Annotated in this window: 19 protein-coding genes and 1 pseudogene; 14 read left to right on the top strand and 6 right to left on the bottom strand. The window is 66.6% G+C overall.

Translation table 11 applies throughout. The features are described 5' to 3' along the window. Nucleotides 1–49 precede the first annotated feature (49 nt). From ABZ345_RS44440 to ABZ345_RS44430, 3 genes are all read right to left on the bottom strand, one after another. Nucleotides 50–403 (bottom strand): Lsr2 family protein, encoded by a 354-nt coding sequence (locus ABZ345_RS44440; RefSeq protein ID WP_359861301.1) that lies wholly within the window; start codon nt 401–403, stop codon nt 50–52. 381 nt (nt 404–784) lie between these two features. Next, complete coding sequence (locus ABZ345_RS44435; protein ID WP_359861299.1) at nt 785–2,182, bottom strand: hypothetical protein; 1,398 nt, start codon at nt 2,180–2,182, stop codon at nt 785–787. Nucleotides 2,183–2,346: 164 nt separating this feature from the next. After that, a complete protein-coding gene (locus ABZ345_RS44430) occupies nt 2,347–2,790 on the bottom strand; it encodes a hypothetical protein (RefSeq protein ID WP_359861298.1) in 444 nt (147 codons plus the stop codon). A gap of 87 nt (nt 2,791–2,877) precedes the next feature. Between ABZ345_RS44430 and ABZ345_RS44425 the strand changes: the two genes are divergently transcribed. After that, on the top strand, nt 2,878–4,515 hold the full coding sequence (locus ABZ345_RS44425; RefSeq protein ID WP_359861296.1) for a hypothetical protein: 1,638 nt from the start codon (nt 2,878–2,880) through the stop codon (nt 4,513–4,515). A 113-nt stretch (nt 4,516–4,628) separates the two neighbouring features. Here ABZ345_RS44425 and ABZ345_RS44420 read toward each other — a convergent pair whose 3' ends face one another. Continuing rightward, nucleotides 4,629–5,198, bottom strand: a complete 570-nt coding sequence (locus tag ABZ345_RS44420; protein WP_359861294.1) for a phage portal protein — start codon at nt 5,196–5,198, stop codon at nt 4,629–4,631. A 166-nt stretch (nt 5,199–5,364) separates the two neighbouring features. On the opposite strand from ABZ345_RS44420, the gene ABZ345_RS44415 reads away from it, so the two are divergent. Next, on the top strand, nt 5,365–5,958 hold the full coding sequence (locus ABZ345_RS44415) for a hypothetical protein (RefSeq protein ID WP_359861292.1): 594 nt from the start codon (nt 5,365–5,367) through the stop codon (nt 5,956–5,958). A 149-nt stretch (nt 5,959–6,107) separates the two neighbouring features. Here ABZ345_RS44415 and ABZ345_RS44410 read toward each other — a convergent pair. Next, nucleotides 6,108–7,640 (bottom strand): annotated as a pseudogene (locus ABZ345_RS44410) (ISL3 family transposase). Nucleotides 7,641–8,009: 369 nt separating this feature from the next. Between ABZ345_RS44410 and ABZ345_RS44405 the strand changes: the two are divergent. From ABZ345_RS44405 to ABZ345_RS44350, 12 genes are all read left to right on the top strand, one after another. Then, nucleotides 8,010–9,599 carry a phage tail sheath C-terminal domain-containing protein gene (locus tag ABZ345_RS44405; protein ID WP_359861291.1) on the top strand — a complete coding sequence of 530 codons (1,590 nt, stop codon included), beginning with the start codon at nt 8,010–8,012 and terminating at the stop codon, nt 9,597–9,599. A 32-nt stretch (nt 9,600–9,631) separates the two neighbouring features. Beyond that, complete coding sequence (locus ABZ345_RS44400; protein WP_359861290.1) at nt 9,632–10,063, top strand: phage tail protein; 432 nt, start codon at nt 9,632–9,634, stop codon at nt 10,061–10,063. Further along, entirely contained in the window at nt 10,060–10,416 is a 357-nt protein-coding gene (locus ABZ345_RS44395; protein ID WP_359861289.1) for a hypothetical protein, read from the top strand. Before ABZ345_RS44400 ends, ABZ345_RS44395 begins: the two co-directional genes overlap by 4 nt. After that, entirely contained in the window at nt 10,311–10,586 is a 276-nt protein-coding gene (locus tag ABZ345_RS44390) for a DUF6760 family protein (RefSeq protein WP_359861312.1), read from the top strand. The genes ABZ345_RS44395 and ABZ345_RS44390 overlap by 106 nt, the downstream gene beginning before the upstream one ends. Next, on the top strand, nt 10,576–11,040 hold the full coding sequence (locus ABZ345_RS44385) for a phage tail protein (protein WP_359861288.1): 465 nt from the start codon (nt 10,576–10,578) through the stop codon (nt 11,038–11,040). Before ABZ345_RS44390 ends, ABZ345_RS44385 begins: the two co-directional genes overlap by 11 nt. Nucleotides 11,041–11,836: 796 nt before the next feature. Continuing rightward, nucleotides 11,837–12,697 (top strand): DUF4157 domain-containing protein, encoded by an 861-nt coding sequence (locus ABZ345_RS44380; RefSeq protein WP_359861287.1) that lies wholly within the window; start codon nt 11,837–11,839, stop codon nt 12,695–12,697. Further along, complete coding sequence (locus tag ABZ345_RS44375; RefSeq protein ID WP_359861286.1) at nt 12,697–13,383, top strand: tail protein X; 687 nt, start codon at nt 12,697–12,699, stop codon at nt 13,381–13,383. The genes ABZ345_RS44380 and ABZ345_RS44375 overlap by 1 nt, the downstream gene beginning before the upstream one ends. Next, nucleotides 13,380–15,035, top strand: coding sequence for a VgrG-related protein (locus tag ABZ345_RS44370; protein WP_359861284.1), 1,656 nt, complete (start codon nt 13,380–13,382; stop codon nt 15,033–15,035). Before ABZ345_RS44375 ends, ABZ345_RS44370 begins: the two co-directional genes overlap by 4 nt. An 8-nt stretch (nt 15,036–15,043) precedes the next feature. After that, nucleotides 15,044–15,433 (top strand): PAAR domain-containing protein, encoded by a 390-nt coding sequence (locus ABZ345_RS44365; protein ID WP_359861282.1) that lies wholly within the window; start codon nt 15,044–15,046, stop codon nt 15,431–15,433. A gap of 4 nt (nt 15,434–15,437) precedes the next feature. After that, the gene (locus ABZ345_RS44360; RefSeq protein WP_359861280.1) at nt 15,438–15,848 is read left to right on the top strand and encodes a GPW/gp25 family protein; all 411 of its coding nucleotides are present in this window, start codon (nt 15,438–15,440) and stop codon (nt 15,846–15,848) included. Next, nucleotides 15,845–17,812 (top strand): putative baseplate assembly protein, encoded by a 1,968-nt coding sequence (locus ABZ345_RS44355; RefSeq protein ID WP_359861279.1) that lies wholly within the window; start codon nt 15,845–15,847, stop codon nt 17,810–17,812. The genes ABZ345_RS44360 and ABZ345_RS44355 overlap by 4 nt, the downstream gene beginning before the upstream one ends. Beyond that, nucleotides 17,809–18,357 (top strand): phage tail protein, encoded by a 549-nt coding sequence (locus ABZ345_RS44350; RefSeq protein ID WP_359861277.1) that lies wholly within the window; start codon nt 17,809–17,811, stop codon nt 18,355–18,357. The genes ABZ345_RS44355 and ABZ345_RS44350 overlap by 4 nt, the downstream gene beginning before the upstream one ends. Before the next feature lie 483 nt (nt 18,358–18,840). On the opposite strand, the gene ABZ345_RS44345 is transcribed toward ABZ345_RS44350, so the two are convergent. Next, nucleotides 18,841–20,217 carry a hypothetical protein gene (locus tag ABZ345_RS44345; protein ID WP_359861275.1) on the bottom strand — a complete coding sequence of 459 codons (1,377 nt, stop codon included), beginning with the start codon at nt 20,215–20,217 and terminating at the stop codon, nt 18,841–18,843. Between the last annotated feature and the right edge of the window lie 75 nt (nt 20,218–20,292).

Genomic DNA, 20,292 nt, shown 5'->3' with positions numbered 1-20,292 from the left:
AGCGGACGCTGGAGCAGCTCAACTGTCCGAGGCTGCTCGCCGAGCGTTCCTAGCCTCGGTGTGCCTTCTCGAATTCCTCGATGATGTGGGCCGGGATGCGGCCGCGATCGGAGAGATCGTGGCCGTTGCCCCTTGCCCAGTCGCGGATGGCCTTGGTCTGTTCCTTCGTGCGCGACTCGGCCACGATGGTGCGGGTGGCATTCGCTGACTTCTTGGTGCGGCCGTTGGTGCGGCGAGCGCCGGCCACGAAATCGGCGAGAGAGTCACGGAGCTTGGTGGCGTTGTCCGGCTTGAGGTCGATGTCATAGGTGACGCCGTCCAGGCCGAAACTCACGGCCTCAACGTCTTCAGCGGTGGTGCCATCGAGGTCGTCGATGAGCTGGACGAGCACCTTTTGCGCCATGACCTTGTCCGTTTCCATGAGGGGCTGGGTTGAGCGAGGGTAGCAAGATCAACCGACTCCGCTAGTGCCTTGACACTCGGCTGGTGACCGCCAATAGGACCTGCGGCGAAATCGTGTGGCGATGGTGCCCTGGCGGGGGATTGTGGAGAGAGGTCCATGGACGTGGCGCGGCCGCCCGCGCTGAGGGAACAGGTGCGCGACAACGCCTTCCGTGAGAGCCCACCACGACAAGCATCCCGTGATCAGTACGGCGGCCGCGCAAGTAGCCCATTCGTGGTCAAATGGACGTGGCGCTGGTAACGGTAGGACTGTGGTGTCCTTGCTTTGATCGCGGCATGTCCGCAGAGCCCGGGTGATCATTCGCGCCGCACGCGGTTCATCTCAGCAGCCGTCTTCGGCGCTTGTCGGGGCGTGTCCTCGAATGCCAACGCCGTTGAGGTAGGTGATTCTGGCTCGACCGGTGGTGTAGTCGGCGGGTGAGGCGTCGGCGAGGCCGAACGCGATCGAGCCGCCGGGGCCGTTGACGATCACGCCGTTGGTGCCCTGGCCGAAGTCATGGTCGAGGTGCTCTTCGATCTGGTGGCCCGAGAATGCTGTGCGCAGTTCGTTCAGCGTCGAGTTGGCGCGGATGTTGCCGACGTGGGTGTGCAGCGTCTTGTCGCCTGACGAGTTGCTGATCGCAAGCACTCGGCCGGAGGGCGACTCGACGCTGAAGTCAAGCGGGTGCCCGTCGTGGGCGTAGCGGACGCAGGGGGCGTCTGGTCCCTCGTACAGGTTGCCTTTGTTCACGTAGCCGTGGGCGAGAAGATCCGCGGCCGTGAGGGCGAGGGAGAACTCGCCGATCCCGTCGAAGCGCACCTCGGACGCGTCGGCGGTGGGTTTCGGCTGGACCGGAACCGCAGCGGGCAATTCCTTGATCATCTCGACGACCTGGTCGATCGCTTTCGGGTCGGCTGGAAGGTCCAGATGGCCGCATGCGGCGATGAGCATCGCGGCGAGCGACAGACCGTTCACTGCCAGGGACCGGTCGCCTCGTTGCAGGTCCTGCATGGTGATGTAGTCGAAAAGGAGGGTGGGGACGTTGATCTGCATGGCAGCCGCGTAGAGCATGGCGAAGTCGGCCCGGCACGGGTCTGAGCGCGACTGCACCTTCGCTCCGCTTGGAGGTCCGACGCCTGAAGTCGCGTACCCGTGCGCTGAGCTGACCGGAACGACGCCGTCGGTAGACAGCGGCAGCGAGTACAAGTGGAATCCGAACAACGTGCGGTCCACGGTGATATCTCCGGCGATCTGGCTGATGGTCACACCATGCGGCAGGTACGGCGGCAGCGGGCCGCAGCCCTCGAGCAACGGCGCTTCCCTCTCGTGCCAGGCCAGGCAATGCCCACCGCTCGCGCCTGGTGGTTCTTCCCTGCCCATGTGGGTCAGCAGGGTTTCCCTCAAATCCGCGGCCGCTGTTCCGCCCAGCGGTGACCCGAGGTGTGGCGTGCCGAGAGTGATCACCCGGAGAACCTTGTCGGCCGGCAATGTCGCATAGCGCGTTGCCAGGCCGCCCATGGAGTGCGTGACGAGGACTACCTTGCCGTCGCCGCCCGCTTTGTCGTGGGCTTGCGACACATCGTTGATGTACTGGGCGAGGCACGGTGCGATGTGCTTGTCCGATGCCCAGTACAGCGACCACGGGAAGTAGTCGAACGCGAATGTGCTGATCCGGTCGCCGAGCTTGTCCCTCAGCATCTCCGTCGTCTTGGTCAGCGGCTTGCCTCCCCAGCCGTGCACCGCGATGACTGGCCGCCGTGATGCCGACTGGCCGGATTTCGCCGGGGTGGAGGAGGTTCCGACGCAGTCGTCGGAGGGTGCGGCCTGGGATCGTGGTGGTGCGGCAGGAAGAACAGCGAGTAGAAGCGTGATCGTCGCTACCGTGAGCCTTCGGCGTCGGGTTGTCACGGTGCGGCCTCCGTCCGACTGATCCGCCACTGGCCGTCGACAGCGACGAGTGACACCGTCCAAACGGCCGCTGCCGCGCCGGTCGAGCGTGCGGTCACTTTCGCGGAGCCGTCCGGCTCGAGGCGGAAGGTTGAGAGGTCCAACTCGAGCGAGGTGATGGAGGCCAGTTGGCCTGCCGCGCCGGCGTCCAACGGCTGGTCCGGTGAGATCGCGATCGCCTGCCGCAGCCGATCCTCTGACCCGCTCGTGAGGTTCTCGCATAGCGTCGTCGCCTGCTCCTTGGTGAGAGGAGGCGGAGCGGACGTGCTGGACGGCGCCGCGGCAGAGGAAGACGTGGACGCGTCGGTCACCCCGTGGTTGTCGCGCAGCAAGAACACGGCGACCGCTCCGATGACCACCAGCGCTACAACGAACGTCACGACCAGCGTACGACGAGTCATGGGTCCTTCCTCACGAGCGTGGACCGGCCCGAACCATCCTCTGTAGACACACGAGTGCCGTGCCGGCGTTGCTCATATCGGTGGCCTGTGCATCGCCGTGACCGCCTGAACGACGTTTCACTCAACTGGCTCAACGCAATCGCTTATCGCGCGCGGAACTCGCGAACCTGTAACGCGAACTCGCCGGGGTGCAATAACAAGAGGCCGCTGTCCGCAGAACGGAGGGTCGCCGTGGCGACAACCGTGAGCTTCGCAGGCCGCTCGGCGATCGCCGTGGTCGTTCTGCTCGTGCTGGGCGGGTGCAACGCCATCCAGCCGCCATCATCCGCCCCCGAGGTCGAGGTCGTCGCGCCCGGAGTTGAGGTGCGCGCACGTGATTTAGGCGCTGGCGAGCCGCCCGCACCCGATCTGCGTTTCATCTCTCGCCTCTACTCGCTGAACGCCTCCGGCCCCGCGTCCTCCCAGGCGACGATCACCGTCCAGTTGTCACCGCCGGTCGCGCAGAGCGACGCGGTTGTCGTCGTGACGAGAGCGAGCAGCGCCGCTCCGTGGGAGTACCTGCCCGCCGTCGTTGCTCCGAACCGCACCTCCGTCTCCTTCGCCACCGTCCACATGAACGATTTCGGAGTGCTGGCTTACGACCTCGGTCGGGCGGTTGAACTGTTCCAGCGGGACTTCCTGGACGCTCTCTCCGACCTCGAGACCGAGGAAGCCGGTAAACCGGCTTGCGACAACGAGGAGAGCGCTCGGGGCGACGGGTACGGCGCCACGTCCGACTCCGGCAGCATCTTGTTGTGGTGTTTGGGAAGAGACGCGACCGGTCGTCGAGTGCTCAAGGTGACCAACCACCGCGGCTATCCGCTACTCGCATCCCACCAGGGCATGGACCTGATCGAGAGCGGCGTGGACTGGGTCCGATGGTCCGCGCTCAGCCGGATAGCGGCCGGGGACAAGGCGATCCTTGCTCCAGGTGGCACGATTGTCTTCGACGCCGACCTGGCGCCCGGCGGGAGCGCGCGGATCGCGACCGGGTCTGATCCCGTGGCGCACTCGCTCTACGCGTTGGAGGCCAGCATCACGGCGTTGGCGAAGGTTCTGGTCCGTTTCGGGGCGGCCTCCGGCGTGCAGGCGGTTGAGATCACCGACAAGGTCCTTGTTGGCCAATCGTGTCCCGCCACACTCGGCAAGGCCGTCGATGCGATGATCGCGGGCTGTCTCGACCAGAAGACGATCGTGGATGTGTTCGGTTCCAAGGGGCTGCTGCTCACGCCGATCACGGCCGCCGAGCCGGTGGTTGACTTCCTCACCCGGCAGTGGAACGCGATCGTGGAGCGGTTCAAAGGCAGCAGCAACTATCACGTCGAGGTCACGCGCGCGAAACCCGCGGTGGACCTAACCGTCTTCGTCGGACAGTGGACGGGACACACGCGTTCTCTGACCATCACGCCGGACGGCCGAGCGAAAGAGCACGTGGGCGACGGTTGTTGTCACCCGATAATCGACCTGGAGTTCAGCGTGTCAGCACCGCGAGGTATCCCTGCTGCGGCAACCGCGACCATCACCGTCACCTCGGTGGCCGTGCACGACTGGCCGATGACGCAACCCGCTCCGAGAGTCGGGCAGGCAGCAACGATCGGACTCGCCAATGGCGTGATCACCGAACCGCTCGCAGGCGGTACGTACTGTGACCACGCAGCGTCGATGGCCGGAATCTGCGGCGCGTGAAGTGACGCCGATGCCCCTTGTTGCATGATCGCATCGAATGTTGGCCCGAGATGGGTTCACCGGCCGGAACGCCAGCGGCACCCCGACCACCGCCGCCGTCACCAGCCACAACATCAGGCGCTGTTCCATCCGAGCCTCAGCGGTGCCGTGCGGCGGCTGCGGATACTGGGCCTGTTGATGATTGACACCACAGGAACGGTGCCCATGCCGGGCTCGTCGCGATTGAGCTCCGACCAGGTGTCCCCGCCGTTGTCGCTGGTGTACCAGACGGTCTCGTTGGGCAGGTAGAGCGTGGCGTAGGCCTCGGTGTAGCCGTCGCCGTCCTCTTCGTACTGCCGTTTCAATGCGGCCCGGACCTCGCGCGTGCGCGGGTCCAGGTCGACGTGGACCTCCAGCGGGGACTCGACCGTCACCAGCGGCGTGGAACGGTCCTTCTCGTTGCTGCCCACGATGGCGTAGGAGCGGTCCAGCGCCAAGGCGTCCACGTGCGCCTGCTCGGAATGCAGGTCCAGCCGGTTGGACTGCCAGATGTGCCACAACTCCCGATCGGCGGCCGCCTCGCCGCCGAGCCGGAACCCGGTGACGTCGAGGCGTTCATCCAGGGAGTCCACGATCAACTGGGGCCAGTTGATCACGACCGAGCGGAGCCGGGAGTCCAAGCGCCGCAACAACTCGGGGTGCATGTAGGACAGCGGCTGTTAGCCTTCGTAGTAGGCGTCCAGCAACTCCAGCTCTGGGAATTGTCGGTTGTGTAACTGGGCGAGGCAGGTCACCCACTGTTCGGGGGACAGCTCGAATTTGGTAGAGATCGACAATCCGAACACCACCTACGCAGGTACGGTGCCCGCTATGTCGAACGTTCCACTGTGGGTGACGTACTCACTGGCCGTCATCGCGATCCTCGGCCCGATCGGCGGTGCGCTGTTCGGCGCATGGATGACCGCTCGACGTGATGACAAACGGTGGCAGCTGGAGCACGACCGCGAAGAGCGTGCCTGGACACGAGAGCAAGAGCAACGCGTGCACGACGCTCGTATGACCGCCTACGCCGAGGCCTTGCTAAGGGCACAGCAGTGGCACCACGAACTGGAGGCCTACCAGGCCTATCTCTACAACCCAGACGACGAGCGCAGGCCGGACCGCGCGGCTTTCCCGGGTCTGGAGCTGGCGGCGCGAAACGGTCTGGTTGGCGTAGACCTTGTAGGGACTGAAGAGGTCGCCGCAGACTTGCGAGACTTGATCGTCAACCTGAAACAGTGGTTCTACCGCTTGGAGAGCATGCACGAGTTCGCTTCTCAAACCCAGCACTACTACGGAAACGAAGTTGACTCCACCGACGCTGACAACGCGCTGGATGCGCTTCGCACCCGGATGCGTTCTGAGGCAACGAAGGTGAACGACCTGGCCGTCACCCCAACACGATCATCCGGCTCGACTTCTTGACCTTCGAGCCACGTAGCTTCCAGCCGCCGACCGCCATCGCGGCCGTAGGTACGGCGTCGATGCGCTTGCCGGTCTTGCCTCGTTCGGGCTTGTCGGGTGTGTCAAACGAGCGGCTCTGGCTCGTAGTCGGTGGTGACGTGGAGTGGCCGTCAGGGCAGAAGGATGCGGTGGCGGAGAAGGTTGAATCCGGCGCGTCCGTGCATCTGTCTCATGATCCTCTTGGTGCGGGTGTTGACGCCTTCGGTGCGGCCGTTGTGGTAGGGCAGGGTGACGGCACCGTCCACTGCGGACCGGTCGATCTCGAGACCGTTGGTGAGTCTGCGTAGATGCGGCAGATCGACTGCGCGCGCCTGCGCGATCCACTCGGTGAGCTTCATGTCGTTACCCGCGGCCGGTGTCAGCAGTGCGGCGAAGCCGGGTATCAGCCTGGCGAGTGCGGTCATTTCTGGGCAGGCTGCGGCGATTTTCTCCAGCAGGGTCGTGTCCTTCGGGCGCAGGTTCGTGGGTTTGGTGAGCAGGAGGCGGCTGGCGTGACGGGCGGTCGTGACGGGGCGGTCGCCTTCGGCTCGGCCCTGGTTGAGGTAGCGGACCAGCAGGTTGGCACTGCCGGTGTAGCCCAGTTCGCGGATCTCCGCGAGCAGTTGGGTGACAGGGACCGCGGGGTCGGCCGCGCGGCGGGCGCGCAGATGATCGCGGTAGGGGTCGACCAGGGTCGGGCGGTAGGTCGGGGTGATGCGCAGGGCCTGAGGTTCGGGCATGCGGGCGTAGCGTTTGACCGTGTTCAGGGCAACGCCGAGGCGGCGGGAGCAGTCGAGCAGACCGACCCCCTGGCCGAGTAAATCGTGGACCTTGTTCCAGCGTTCACGAGTGGTCTGCTCGTGAACGCCGCCGGGGCGGGGCGGGTTGACGGTGGCCCAGCATCCGGCGTGCGCGCGTACCTCGAGCAGAACCTTGTCACAGAGATTCCGCCACAAGTGCCATCGATCACTGACCTGCACCGCGTCGGGCAGGGCTCGGCGGACAGCTTCGGCGTAGGTGGCCGAGCCGTCGCGGCACACGATCTCGACACCGGGGTGCTTGCGCAGCCATGACTCCAGGGTGGCGGCGTCGCGACCGGGCAGGACCGCGACACGTCGGCCGGTCTCGGCATCGATGATGATCGTGGCGTAGCGCTGGCGGCGGCGCAGGGCGAAGTCGTCCACGCCGATCACCCGCGGAATCGTCAAGCGGGCAGCGGCAGGCACCGCAGACGGCGCAACGCGGTGCTACGGGACATGGGCACAGCGAGCAAGCCGGCCAGGCGTGCCGCCGCACGGTCACACAACTCTTGCGCCACATGGGATATCTGCCGGACAAGCCGCACCCGTGCGGCGCTGATGGCGTTCCAGCAGTCCGGGAATCTGATCCCGGAACGTCTGCCGCGGGCAGTTCCGAGCCGGGCAGACCAGCCGCCGTACGCGCAGGTGGACGACGACCTGGCGGCCATCGACCGGCACGTCCTTCACCGTCCGCTGGTGATACCCGTGCACCTTCGCCGTCGCAGTCCCGCAGACCGGACACGGCACGGCCACATCCCGACTGCGGGCCGTGACCACCACCATGCCGCTGACCTCCGTCACGTCCTCGATAACCAACGCTGACAGTCCGGAGAACACCGTCCCCACAAGGGAATCGACAGCCATCACAAGATCATGATCGCGAACAGCTACTCGTCGTCACCACCGACTACGAGCCAGAGCCGCTCGTTTTACAGTCCCGCTAAGATCACCTACGTGCGGCTGCCGTACCAGGAATGGCTCCTCGGTGCTTTGCGAGCCTGGATGTTAGACCGAATGAGCGAAGTGTCTTGCCGTCGACCTGACATGGGTGTTTTGGCCGTTGTGGGCGGTGCTGCGAGTGGGCACTATTAGCCCCCGTCTCGTAACCCAGGGGACCGAATCATGGGCAGATAGTTCCGCCGGTGTTACGGCCGCGCCTGAAGACGCGATGACGTAGTTAGGACGACCGGACCAGTCGGCCGTGGTGTTGCGCGGCCAGCGAAGGAGCGGGCGATGGCGGCGACATATGGCGCGCCAGGGGTCTACATCGAGGAGCGGCCAAGCGGGTCGATGCCGCTGCAAGGCGTGAGCACCGCGGTAGCGTCGTTCATCGGCTTTACCGCGACGTACAACCCCGACGAAGGTGATCCTTCCGACGCTACTGGGGTGCGGCCGCAATTGATCACCAGTTGGCCGCAGTACGAGCGGGTCTTCGGTGGATTCGTTGTAGGGAGCCGACTGCCATTCGCGGTGAAGGGATTCTTCGAGAACGGCGGCGGTGTCTGCTATGTGGTGCGTATTCCACGTGAGAATGGCGAGGCCGTCTCGCGGCGGTCGTTGCCAGCCGCGGGCAACGCCGAACTCGAATCACTGACAGTAGAAGCCCTCGACGCCCTCTCCTGTGAGGTCCAGATCGACCAGGAGACGCCCGAGGAGGGCCAGGAGGCCAGCCAGGCGTTCACGGTCCGGGTGATCGTCGACGGCAAGATCACCGAGGAGTTCCCCAACGTCAGTGTCGGCAAGGGCCAGCGCGGTGTCGAGAAGATAGTCAACGAGAAGTCGAAGTTGATCAGGGTCGCGGTGCACAGCAGCCCTGGGGTGTCGTTGGCCGAACGGTCGCCTGCACCCGGCAGGTACGCCGTCGACCCGGTATCCCCGCCGGTCGGCAGCGTGACGCCCGACGACTTCGAGGGCTCGGAGACCCAACGCACCGGCTACCAGGGGCTGGCGATCGCCGAAGATGTGACGATGGTGGCGATTCCGGACCTGATCACTATCGCCACGAAACCGGACGGTTCGTTCGACCGCGACCTGTACCTGGCCGCGCAGGGCAAGCTTGTCGACTGGTGCGAGAACAGCCGCACCAAGATGGCGATACTCGACGCGCCACCAGGGCTTACGGCCCAAGGTGCGCTCGACTGGCGGACTGACCTCGCCCGCGACAGCGCGTTCGGTGCGGCGTACTACCCGCATCTCATCGTGGCCAATCCGTTGGCCCGGCCGGGTGCGACCGCAGCGGACAAGTTCGTCACGGTTCCCCCGAGCGGTCATGTCGCGGGCGTGTGGGCCCGCACTGACGCCGCACGTGGTGTCTGGAAGGCGCCGGCGAACGAGGTGTGCCGGGGCATCATCCGGCTCGAAACCGATGTCACCACCGGCGAACAGAGCTTGCTCAATCCTCAGCAGGTCAACTGCATCCGCTCGTTCGGTGTCAACGGGATGCGAGTCTGGGGCGCCCGCACGCTGGCCGCGTCGGACCAGAGTTGGCGCTACATCCCCGTTCGCAGGCTCTTCATCTTCATCGAGGAGAGCATCCGTCGCGGCACGCAGTGGGTGGTGTTCGAGCCGAACAACCCCGACCTGTGGGCAAGGGTGCGACGCACCGTCAGCGCCTTCCTGCACCAGTTGTGGATGCAGGGCGCGCTTGTCGGCGCCACACCCGAACAGGCTTTCTTCATCGCGTGCAACGACTCCAACAACACGCAGGCATCGATCGACGACGGCAAGTTGATCGTCGATGTCGGGATCGCGCCGGTGAAGCCCGCCGAGTTCGTGATCTTCCGCATCAGCCAGTGGCAGGGCGGCGCTGAGACAGCCGAGTGACGCAGGCGCCCACGGACCGTTAGGAGACCCAGATGCCGGACTTGACCACGACCGCCGTTTTCGTGCTCGAGATCGACAGCGTGGAGATCGGCAGCTTCCGGAAGGTCTCAGGTATCGAGTCCGAGACCGAGATCATCGAGTTCAAGGAGGTGAACAAGGAGGGGCGCACGATCATACGCAAGCAGCCCGGCAACCTGAAGTGGTCCGACATCACCCTGGAACGGCGCATCGACAGCACACAGAAGCTTTGGGAGTGGCGCAAAGAGGTCATCGACGGCGATATCGACAAGGCGCGCAGGAACGGCTCCATCGTCGCCAAGAACTCGAGGATGGAGGAAGTCGGCCGCTGGAACTTCACCAACGGCTGGCCGTCGAAGTGGAGCGGCGCCGACTTCGACGCGGGCGCCAACGATGTGGCCTGCGAGAAGGTCACTGTCTGCCACGAAGGGCTTGTTCGCGCATGAGCCTCAGCACCGAGTTCCCGTTCACGCTGCCGAAGGGCTACGTAGATGAGGAAGGCACGCTGCACCGCGAGGGCGTGATGCGCCTGGCGTGCGCTCGCGACGAGATCGAACCGTTGCGTGACGCACGGGTCAAGGAGAACGAGGCGTTCGCGACCGTGATCGTGCTGGCCAAGGTGATCACCGAGCTGGGCTCGCTGAACCGGGTCACGACCAAGATCGTCGAAGGTCTGTTCGCCGGCGACTACCAATACCTGCAGGACTTCTACCGGATCATCAACTTCGGCGACCCCGGAATCCTCGAGACCGTGGAACCGGGTACCCCTTTTCCTCGGGAGGTCGTCGGGGTGGACTAGGCCGCTACGCAGCCGACGAGCTGTGGCGGGAGATCGCATACCTGGCGTACCACCTGCATTGGGGTATGGCCGACCTGCTCGACCTCGAACACGGCGATCGGGTCAGGCTGCTGGAGGAGGTTGGCGTGCTGAACGAGCGGTTCATGCGGGGGTTCGACAGTGACGACTAAGCCGGCGCGCACCGTCGACCCGCCGTTCACCGGCCGGTTCAAGCTGACCATCGATGGCCTGGAGATCGGCGCGTTCACGGAGATATCCGGTCTGTCGGTGCAGATCGACGTCGAGGAACTGGCCGAGGGCGGGCAGAACCAGTACACCCACAAGCTGCCCGGCCGGATGAAATGGCCGAACCTGGTGTTCAAACGCGGCATCACCGACACCGACAACCTGTTCGCCTGGTTCGCCAAGTGCTCGGGGGACGGTCTGGCGGCGGCCGACGAGAAGGTCGAACGCCACCACGGCGCGATCACCCTGCTCGATGCCAAGGGCAAAGCGGTACGCACATGGAACTTCGTCGACGCGTTCCCGGTGAAATGGAGCGGACCCCGGCTGGCCGCGTCGTCGCGCGACGCGGCGGTCGAGGAGCTGGAGGTGTGTCACTGTGGCTTCAAAGCGGAGCGGTGACAGCAGCAGCCGACACCTGACCGGGGTCGCCCGCTCCCTGGCGTCCCCGTCTCGGAGCGGTCCGGTCGTTCAGGGGATGGGAGTCCGCGACCTGCCGATCCGAGCGCCCTGGTGGCGTTTCTTGATCCAGCGACTCAGCCGTCTGGTCGGTATTCGCGCGCGTCTCGCTGACCCCGCGATGCCCATTGCGCCGGCTCCGCGGACGATCGGAGGCAATCAGTTACCTCTCCTGCCTCAGCGTTCAAGCATGACGGGAGCTGCTCGGCCGGGTGTCGTGCGGCGACTCCCTGTCGCGGGGAGGGCCCTGATGACAGGCGTCGCGTTGCGCCGGGCCGCCCCCGCTGCGACGGCGAGCGTTCCTCCAACCCGATCGTCAGTCCTCATTGGACGGAATCGGTCCCGAGCAGCCAACCCCGAGCACGTGGCCCCTGCCTTTCCTGGGTGGACGTCGGCCGGTCACCCTGTTGGCGCTGGTGGCGTGGCGGGAGGCGTAATGCGGAGCCGAGAACGACGGGCCGGCGCCGTGGGCAGTTCTTCGGTTCGGGATGCGCCTGTCGTGGGTGTGGCAAGAAGTGCAAGGAACTCTGATATGCCGGTCGGCGCGCCGACACCAGGTGGTGCACGGGCCGCGGGGGTGCGCGTTGGCACAGCAACTTTCGTGGGTGCGCGGACGCCCGGCGGCGCATTTCGGGCACGGCTGCTCACGCGTAGTCGTACCTTCGCCGGCGCACCAACCGCATTCGATCCGCCGACGCCCGGCAGCGGACGTGGGTTCGCGCGTGGACGGTTCGTGCCGGTGAGTCGAGTGACATCGGCGCCACTGTCGGCTCGGACGGCTGAGGAGCGATGGCGGGCTGCTGTGGCGGCCGTGCCGCTGGAGTCGCCGCGCCCGTTCCCCACCGCCTTGCGGCCGCTGGTGCGGCGCTACGCGGGTGACACCGAACGGCCTTCGTACACCACAGGTCCACGTACTCGGCGTGCGCTCGCGGAGGCAGGGGCGCTGGGAGCCACGACCGGTACCGTCGTGCATCTGCCCGAGCTGCCGAGTACCCAGCCGTCGGTGGTCGGTGTTCTTGCGCACGAGCTGACTCACACGCGCCAGCCGGTCACCCGGCCGCGGTTCCTGTTGCGGAGGGCCACCGGCGCGGTCGACTCCGACGAACGCGCGGCGTTGTCCGCGAACCGGACTGTGCGGCGATGGCCGGATCTCACGTCGGGCCCGGCGGGCGCGTTGTCCACGGCGGCGGGGGTGGTGGACCAGCTGCCGGTCGGCGGGGCAGGGGCGGCTGTGGCGGAGGCGGCGGCCACGGCGGCGCGGGCAGCTGTCGTGGAGACGTTCGCCTCGGCCACCGGCGGCAGATCTGCCTTGGCGGCCGCTGGTGGTGCCGTTGATCAGACGTTGAGCCAGGTGGCCGAGCTGCCGGGCGTGCCGGGAAGCGACGCGCGAAGTCTTTCGGGGCAGGCGCAGGCCACAGTGTCCACTGTGGCTGGACGGACCGCGGATCAGGTGCCTGTGACTGCGGCAGGACAGCAAGCCGCCGGACAGCAGTCTGTTCAGGCGGGCAGGATCGATATCGACCGGCTTACCCGCGAACTCGAACAACGCCTGCTGCGCCAGCTCGAACGGCGCGGAGGCCGGTACACGGGGGTGTTCTGATGTCAGCTCCGGTCAAAGCCCGCCTGCTCATCGAGGGTGACGAGCACAACTCGATCGAATGCATGTTCAACCCGGCCGAGTTGACCATCAGCAAGTCCAACGGTTGGAACGCGGGTGAGGCGCCGGGGCAGAACGCACCCGAACTGAGGTTCCAAGCAGGCCAGCCCGCGACGCTGACGATGAGTCTGACATTCGACAGCACCCGCGAGGGCAAGCCCGTTACCAAGTACACCGACAAGCTGCTCAACGTGATGAAGGTCGATCCGAACCTGTCCGGCGCGGACCGTGGCCGCAACTCCGCCCGTCCGCCATGGGTGCAGTTCCGGTGGGGTGACACATCGTCGTTCAAGGCGGTCGTGGAGCGGCTGCAGATCAGGTTCACCTACTTTGCCGCCAGCGGAAAACCCTTACGTGCCAAGGCTGATCTGTCGCTCAAGCAGTGGAAGGACGAAGAGCTGCTGCCGTTGCAGAACCCGACGTCCTCCACGCCTGCCCTGCACACTGTGCACCAGCTTCGGCTCGGCGAGACGCTCGACCGTCTCGCCGCGCGCTACTACGGCGACCCGGCCAGGTGGCGGCTGATCGCCGAGGCCAACGAGATCCTCGACCCACTCGACCTGCCCGATGGCACGGTCGTGGTCATCCCCGAACCGGCGGTGCGCCGCCGTGAGGGCGGGATCTCATGACCGAGCCGCGGAGGCTCGACGGCGTCATCCTCACCGTCGACGGCTCTCCGCTGCGCACGGAGCTGTACGGGCGCCTGACGATGGTCCACGTCGAGGAGTCGGTCCAGCTTCCCGACTCGTTCGAGGTGCGTTTCGACGACCCGCACTTCGAGCTGTTCGACGAGGACAGGTTCAGGTTCGGCACCCGGATGGAGATCGCGTTCCGGGCGGAGGGAGATCCTGTCGTCGTCACCTCGGGCGAAGTCACCGCGATCGTCGTGGAGCCGGGGATCTCAGGCAGGCACGAACTCGTGCTCACCGGACTCGATCTGACCCACAGGCTCGCGCGCGGGCCGAAGTCGCGCACCTTCACCAACATGACCGACGGCGACATCGCTCGGCGTGTGTCCGCGGAGTACGGCCTGGAACCGGACATCGACGCCACGAGCGATGTCCGTGAGCACACGATGCAGCACGGTGAGACCGACTACGCGTTCCTGCGCAGGCTCGCGAGCCGCATCGGGTTCGATTTCTGGATCACCGAGCAGACGTTCCATTTCAAGGAGAAGCCCAGCGGCCGCGGACAGCCGCCGAAGCTGACCTGGGGCGAGAACCTGCGCGAATTCGACGTGCGGTTCTCCTCGGCTGAGGCATGCGACGAAGTCGTTGTCACCGCCTGGGATCCGGTGGACAAACGGGCTATCACTGGCCGGGCCACCACGCCCGAGCACGGCACCGATGCGCCTGCGGCTGCCGAGATGGCGAGCGCGGCGCGGCAGAGTTTCGGTCAGGTCACCCGGACCGCGGGTCAGTTTCCCGCGGCGAGCCAAGCCGAGGCGGACGCGCAGGCGCAGGCGTTGCTGCTCAAGGCGAGTGGCGGGCTGGTAGTGCTGCGTGGTGAGGCAGCGGGCAACCCGTTGCTCGGCGCGGGCAACGAGGTCACCCTCGATCGGGTGGGCCGCAGACTCGCGGGCAAGTACCGACTGACGAGCGTGGAACACCGCTACGGCAGCGATACCCCGTACGTGACCCGGTTCGTCTGCGGCGGCAAGGACGCCGACGGCCTCATCGACCTGCTCGGTGGCGGGGGTGCCAACCGGAGCCAGGAGAACCGGTCGTGGGGCAGCCTGGTTGTAGGACTGGTCACCAACAACGACGACCGCGACGGCCAGGGCCGGGTGAAGGTCAAGTTCCCGACGCTGTCCGACGATGAGAGCACTTGGGCCAGGGTCGCCGCCCCCGGTGCGGGCGCCGAGCGCGGCATTCAGTGGCTGCCCGAGGTCGGCGACGAGGTGCTGGTGGGTTTCGAGAACGACGACAAAGCTCGCCCGCTGGTGCTCGGCGGACTTTGGGGGCGCAAGGACAAACCGCCCGAGGCATCGTCCACTCAGAACGGCAAGGTGAACCAGCGCGTTCTCGCCAGCCGCAAGAATCACCGGCTGGTGTTCACCGACGACCCGACCACATCGATCGAGCTGAAGCTCGGCGATGTGGACTGCGTACTGCGCCTGGCCGAACAGGAGTCGAAGCTGGCAGTTGTACGCAAGCTCGTGGTCAGCGCGGAGGAAATCGAGATCTCGGCGCAGCGCAAGCTCGTGCTCAAGGCCCAGCAGATCGAGATCGCTGCGGACGCCACGCTGACCGCGACCGGCAGGCCAATCAAGCTCAACTAGGGGTGACGATGCCACAACCTGTTGCCAGGCAGAACGATCCGATCACCGGAATCGACATGCACCTGGTGGTGACCGCCTCTGGCGCCCCGGCCACGGTACCGTTGCCGTTCGCGGGCAAGCTCATGTCCGCGCTGTCGACCGACGTGTTCGTCAATGACCTTACGGTCGCCACGACCGACAGTGTCGCGCAGAACCAGCCGCCGCACCTGCCGCCGCCCGGAGCGTCGTTCTCCAAGCCACCGTCGAACCAGGGAAAGGTGGTCATGGGATCGGCGACGGTGCTGGTCAACAACAAAGGCATCGCGCGCGCCGGTGACCAGGTGATGTCCTGCAACGACCCAGTGGACCTGCCGACCTCGGCGATCTCGTCGGGGTCGACCGATGTGCTGGCGGGGTGAGCCGGTGGCCAGGCCTGGCGACATGATCGGTACCGGATGGAGCTTCCCGGTGCGGCTGACCCCCGGCGGCGGCATCCGGCTCATCGGTGGTGGAGAGGAGATCGACGCGGCGTTGCGGATGATTCTGGCGACCGCGCCCGGCGAACGGGTGATGCGGCCCGACTTCGGCTGCGCGATGTGGGAACTGGTCTTCGCCCCGGTCAACGCCGATACGCTCGGTCTGATCGAGCAGCGGGTGCGTGAGGCCGTGACCCGCTGGGAGCCGCGGATCGAGCTGGTCGGGGTGTCCGCACAGCCTGGCGAGGACGGTTCGGTGGTCCACATCGACATCAGCTACCAGGTCAAGGCCACCAACGACCACCGCAACCTCGTTCACCCGTTCTACGTGATCCCGCGGGAGGAACCCGCCCCATGAGCCTGCCCGCGCCCAACCTGGACGACCGCAAATTCCAGGACATCGTCAACGAGGCCAAGCGCCTGATCACCACGTACTGTCCTGAATGGACGGACCACAACGTCTCCGACCCCGGTGTCGCCCTGATCGAGCTGTTCGCGTGGATGACCGAGATGATCCTCTACCGGCTCAACCAGGTGCCGGACCGACTGTACGTGAAGTTCCTCGAGCTGGTCGGTATCGAGCTGGCATCGGCGTCGCCGGCGCGGACCGACTTGCTGTTCACCCTCTCCGCGCCGCCGGAGCAGCCGATCCGGGTGCCCGCGGGCACCCAGGTCGGCACGGTTCGCGCCAGGGACGAGGACCAGATCGTCTTCATGACCGATCGCGACCTGGTGCTGGTCAACCCGACGCTCACCGCATGCATGTCGCGCACGGGCGGCAAGTTCGAGGACCACACCGACGAACTCGGCCTCGACGCGGCGCAGATCCCCGTGTTCCCGGCGCTGCTGACCGGCGACGCGCTCTATCTCGGCTTCGACACGGGCATGGAGGGCAACCTCATTCGACTCACGGTGACGGTGTCCGGGGCGGGCGGCCGCGGGATCGACCCTCGTAACCCGCCCAGGGTCTGGCAGAGTTGGGATGGGCGCGACTGGCGCGAATCACAGATCCTGTCGGACAGCAGCGACGGCTTCAACACCTCCGGAGACGTGACGATCCTGTTGGCGGGTAGGCACGAACAACTCGCCATCGGCGCCATTCGCGCGCACTGGGTGCGATGCATGCTGGTCGAGCCCAAGGAGGACGGCCGCACCTACGACACGTCCCCGACGGTCGCGCAGGTCGGTGTCGTCGGACTGGGTGGCGCTGTGCCCGCGCACCACGCCGAGCCCGCGCCGCGCGAATTTCTCGGCACCAGCACCGGCCGCGCCGGCCAGGTGTTCGTCGTCAAGCGCGCGCCCGTGCTGACGAGGCGAGGGGGCGAAACGGTCGAGGTGATGCGCACCCGGTTCGATCCCGGAAAGGATCCGGCACCTGAGTTGTGGACGGAGGTCGCGGACTTCACCGACGCGGAACCGGACGACCGGGTGTTCACCTGGTCCGGTGCGACCGGCGAGATTCGGTTCGGGCCTCGGGTGATCGGCCGCGACGGCCGTGCGCGTAACTACGGCTCCGCGCCTGAGGAGGAGGCCAAGGTCTGGGTCACCGGTTACCGCTACGGCGGTGGCACGCGCGGCAACGTCGGTGCGGGCAAGCTGACCGTGTTGCTCAGCGCGATCCAGTCGGTCGATTCGGTGCGCAACCTGGAACCCGCCACAGGAGGAGTGGACGCCGAGTCCGTGCAGAATGCAAAGATCCGTGGGCCACTGTACCTGCGCGGGGGTCACCGCGCGGTGACGGCCAAAGACTTCGAGCGGCTGACACTGGCGGCCGCTGCGGGAGGCGTGGCGCGGGCCAGATGCGTGCCGCCTGTCGGCGCGGGGCTGCCGGTGCGGGTACTGGTCGTCCCTTGGGTGGACATCGCGCCGGAATTGCTGCGGTTGCAGGACATGGCGTTGAAACAGAGCCTGGTCGACGACATCAAGGTTTACCTCGACGCCCGGAGGCTGCTCACCGCGCAGGTACAGATCGACGTGCCGTCGTATCAAGGAATCACTGTCGTCGCTGAGGTGCACGCTTCACCCACCGTGCGGCCGGAGACGGTGCGGGCCGACGCGGAGTCGGCGCTCTACCGGTTCGTGAGCCCGGTGACAGGCGGTGCAGACGGCCAGGGCTGGCCATTCGGGGGGGACCTGTCGATCGGCGACGTCTTCTCGGTGTTGCGTGGGGTCGCCGGCATCGAGCGGGCGGAGACGGTGCACCTGTTCCTCGCCGATCTGGCCGGTCAGCGTCAACCTGAACCTGTTGCGCGGCAGCGGGTGTCGCTCAACCCGGACGAGCTGTTCATGTCCGTGGCGCACCGGGTGGTGGTCCGTCAGTGAAGGACTCCGCGCACGATCCTGGTTGGCTGCTCGCCCAGCTTCCCGTCGAGCTCGGTCGCGATGAGGTGGTGGCCGGATTCGTGCGGGCGTTCGAGGAGATCGCCGACTCGGTGCGCGACCAGGTCGACGACATCGAGCACGAGCTCGACGTGAACCTGGCATCGCCGGAGATGCTCGGCTATCTGGCGTCATGGGTCGGGCTTGACATCGATGTGTCCCATGTTGCCTCGCAGGAGCCGAATGCGCGTGCCGCGCAACGCCGGATGATTAAGTCCATAGGACAGGCGCTGGTGTGGCGGGGTACTCGTCGCGGCGTCGAGACGTTGTTGGAGGCGTTGACCGACAGCCGGGTCGACGTGGTCGACTCCGGTGGCGTCTTCGGGCCGGGGGAGAACGTGCCCAGCGCGTCCGACGTGGTGGTGGTCGAGTTGGACCACACCGGATTGTTCACCAGGGAACAGGTGCTGGCGTTCATTGCCGAGGAACTGCCCGCGGGGATTCGCGTCGACCTTCGGTTGCGGTCCGAAACGGCCGGCGGCCGGTGATGACATGTCCAGAGTGCGGGCGGGATGTGCCAGGGGAGGGGATGTTGCTGTGTCCACACTGTGGCTACCCGCTGCTGCTCGACCGTCAGCCGCCGGTCGATGACACCGCACGCAAGATCGTGCGCAAGCCGACGGGCGATCCTGCACATCGCACCCAAGGGACGTCGACGCCGCAGGGGCCGCCTCATTTCCCCGCCGGCCCGCTAGGCGCGCCTCCGCCGCAGATGCAGGTCCGCGGGCCGTTGTGTACTTCGTGCGGGCAGGGGAACGCGCCGCACCGCAAGCGGTGCGAAACCTGTGGCCGGGAACTCTGGCCGGGGGCAGCCTTTCCCCCGCGGATGGCTCCGCCCACGCCGCCACCTGTCGCGGTCGTCCCCAGGCGACGGTCGTGGTGGTGGCTCCTCCTGATCCTGCTCGCCGTCCTCGCGGTCGGTGGCATGTGGCTGCTCGCGTGGTTGCTTTGACCGCACGAGCAGTACGGTCTCAGCCCTGTGCCGGAAGCAGTGCGATGGACTTGATGACGGTGAACGATTTCGTCTTCTGGGTCGGGTCGGCAGGGCCGAATGTGACGGACTTGATCGGCGACGCCGCGGGCGCCTCATACGGGATCTGCGTGACGGCGTTCGGCGCGGGTGTCTGGCGTACTTCCTCGAGCTTGCCGTCGACGAGGCGGACCGTCAGCACGTACTCTCCGTTGGTGGCGATCGCACCGAGGTTGATCTGCCTCATGGGTGTGGCGAACTCCAGGCGCACCGGCAGGTTGTTGCACAGGCTGGCGCCTGCGGGCCGTGCGCTGGTGAGGAAGCTGCCATAGGTACCCGTGGTGCGCAGCGCCACCGCTGAGGCGTCCTTGCAGTCCGGCGCCGCCTTCTCGGCCACCACGGACAGCGTGACGCCCTGCGCGGCGTAGAGGTCCGGCTCGATGATGCGGTCGCCTGCGGGCTTGTTGTCGGGGAGCCTGCTGAAATCGACGATCGTGGCACCCGTGGCAGGAGCCGACGACGGAGCCCCTGCCGAACTGGATACGGCTTCTGAAGGTTTCGTCGGCTCAGCTGGTCCGGACGACTTGGCAGACTCGCCGGAGATGCCCGACTGGGGTGCGGGCTGTGTCTGGACGACCGGGTCCGTCTTGCCGTCTTTGATGATCAACGCCCCGCCGACGGCGGCGACCGCCAGCACCGCGATCCCGGCCGCGATGCTGCCCACCCGCAGCAGGCCGCCCGCAACCTTGGGCCGCTGCACGAACGTGGCAGGTCGCTCAACGGTGATGTCGCCCGCGTGTGCCCGCAACGTCAGTGCCCGGCGGACTTCCTGGCCGGTGAACGGCGCATTGGCCCGCACCCGGATCTGTGCGCCCGTCGCCGTCCCCGGCTCGAGGGTGGCCTGCGCAGGCTCGAACTCGAACCCCACCCGGTTCTCCGGGTCACCGCCCGCGAGAGTCACCCCCATGGGCGTGTTGCCCTCATTCGTCAGTGTCACTGCGTAGAGACCCGTACCGCCGCCGATCACCACCTCTGGCTGGACGCCCATGGCCAGAGCGGGCACGGCCCGTACCGCCAACGGCAGTTCCTCGCAGCGCGACACCTCCCGCTGGTACGGCGACCGGACCAGCAGCCCGAGGGTGTAGAGGCCCGCGATGAGTATTCCGCGCTCCGGCACGGTGATCCGCACCCGGACGCTGCCGATCTCCTTGGGGCGCAGTTTCACCACAGCGGGTTCGCACTGGTAGAGATCATCGCGGGGCAGGCCCACCACCGACGCGGCGAGGTGCTCCACGACGGGGCTGGCGTTCTGGATGGATACCTCGACCTCGCCCGTCTCGCCCGGCCCCAGCGTGAGTTGTGCGGGAGCGACGGTCACTTTCACCAGTGTTGCCATGGTTATCCGTTCACTCTGCCGGTTGGGGTGACGTAACACGGTCCGTCTGCCGGATTG

Origin of the sequence: Lentzea sp. NPDC005914 (genome assembly GCF_040629405.1) — a bacterium.
In the GTDB taxonomy this organism is placed as follows: domain Bacteria; phylum Actinomycetota; class Actinomycetes; order Mycobacteriales; family Pseudonocardiaceae; genus Lentzea.
The sequence above is the reverse complement of the archived record's forward strand: the minus strand, read 5'-3'. Positions and strand labels throughout refer to the sequence as shown.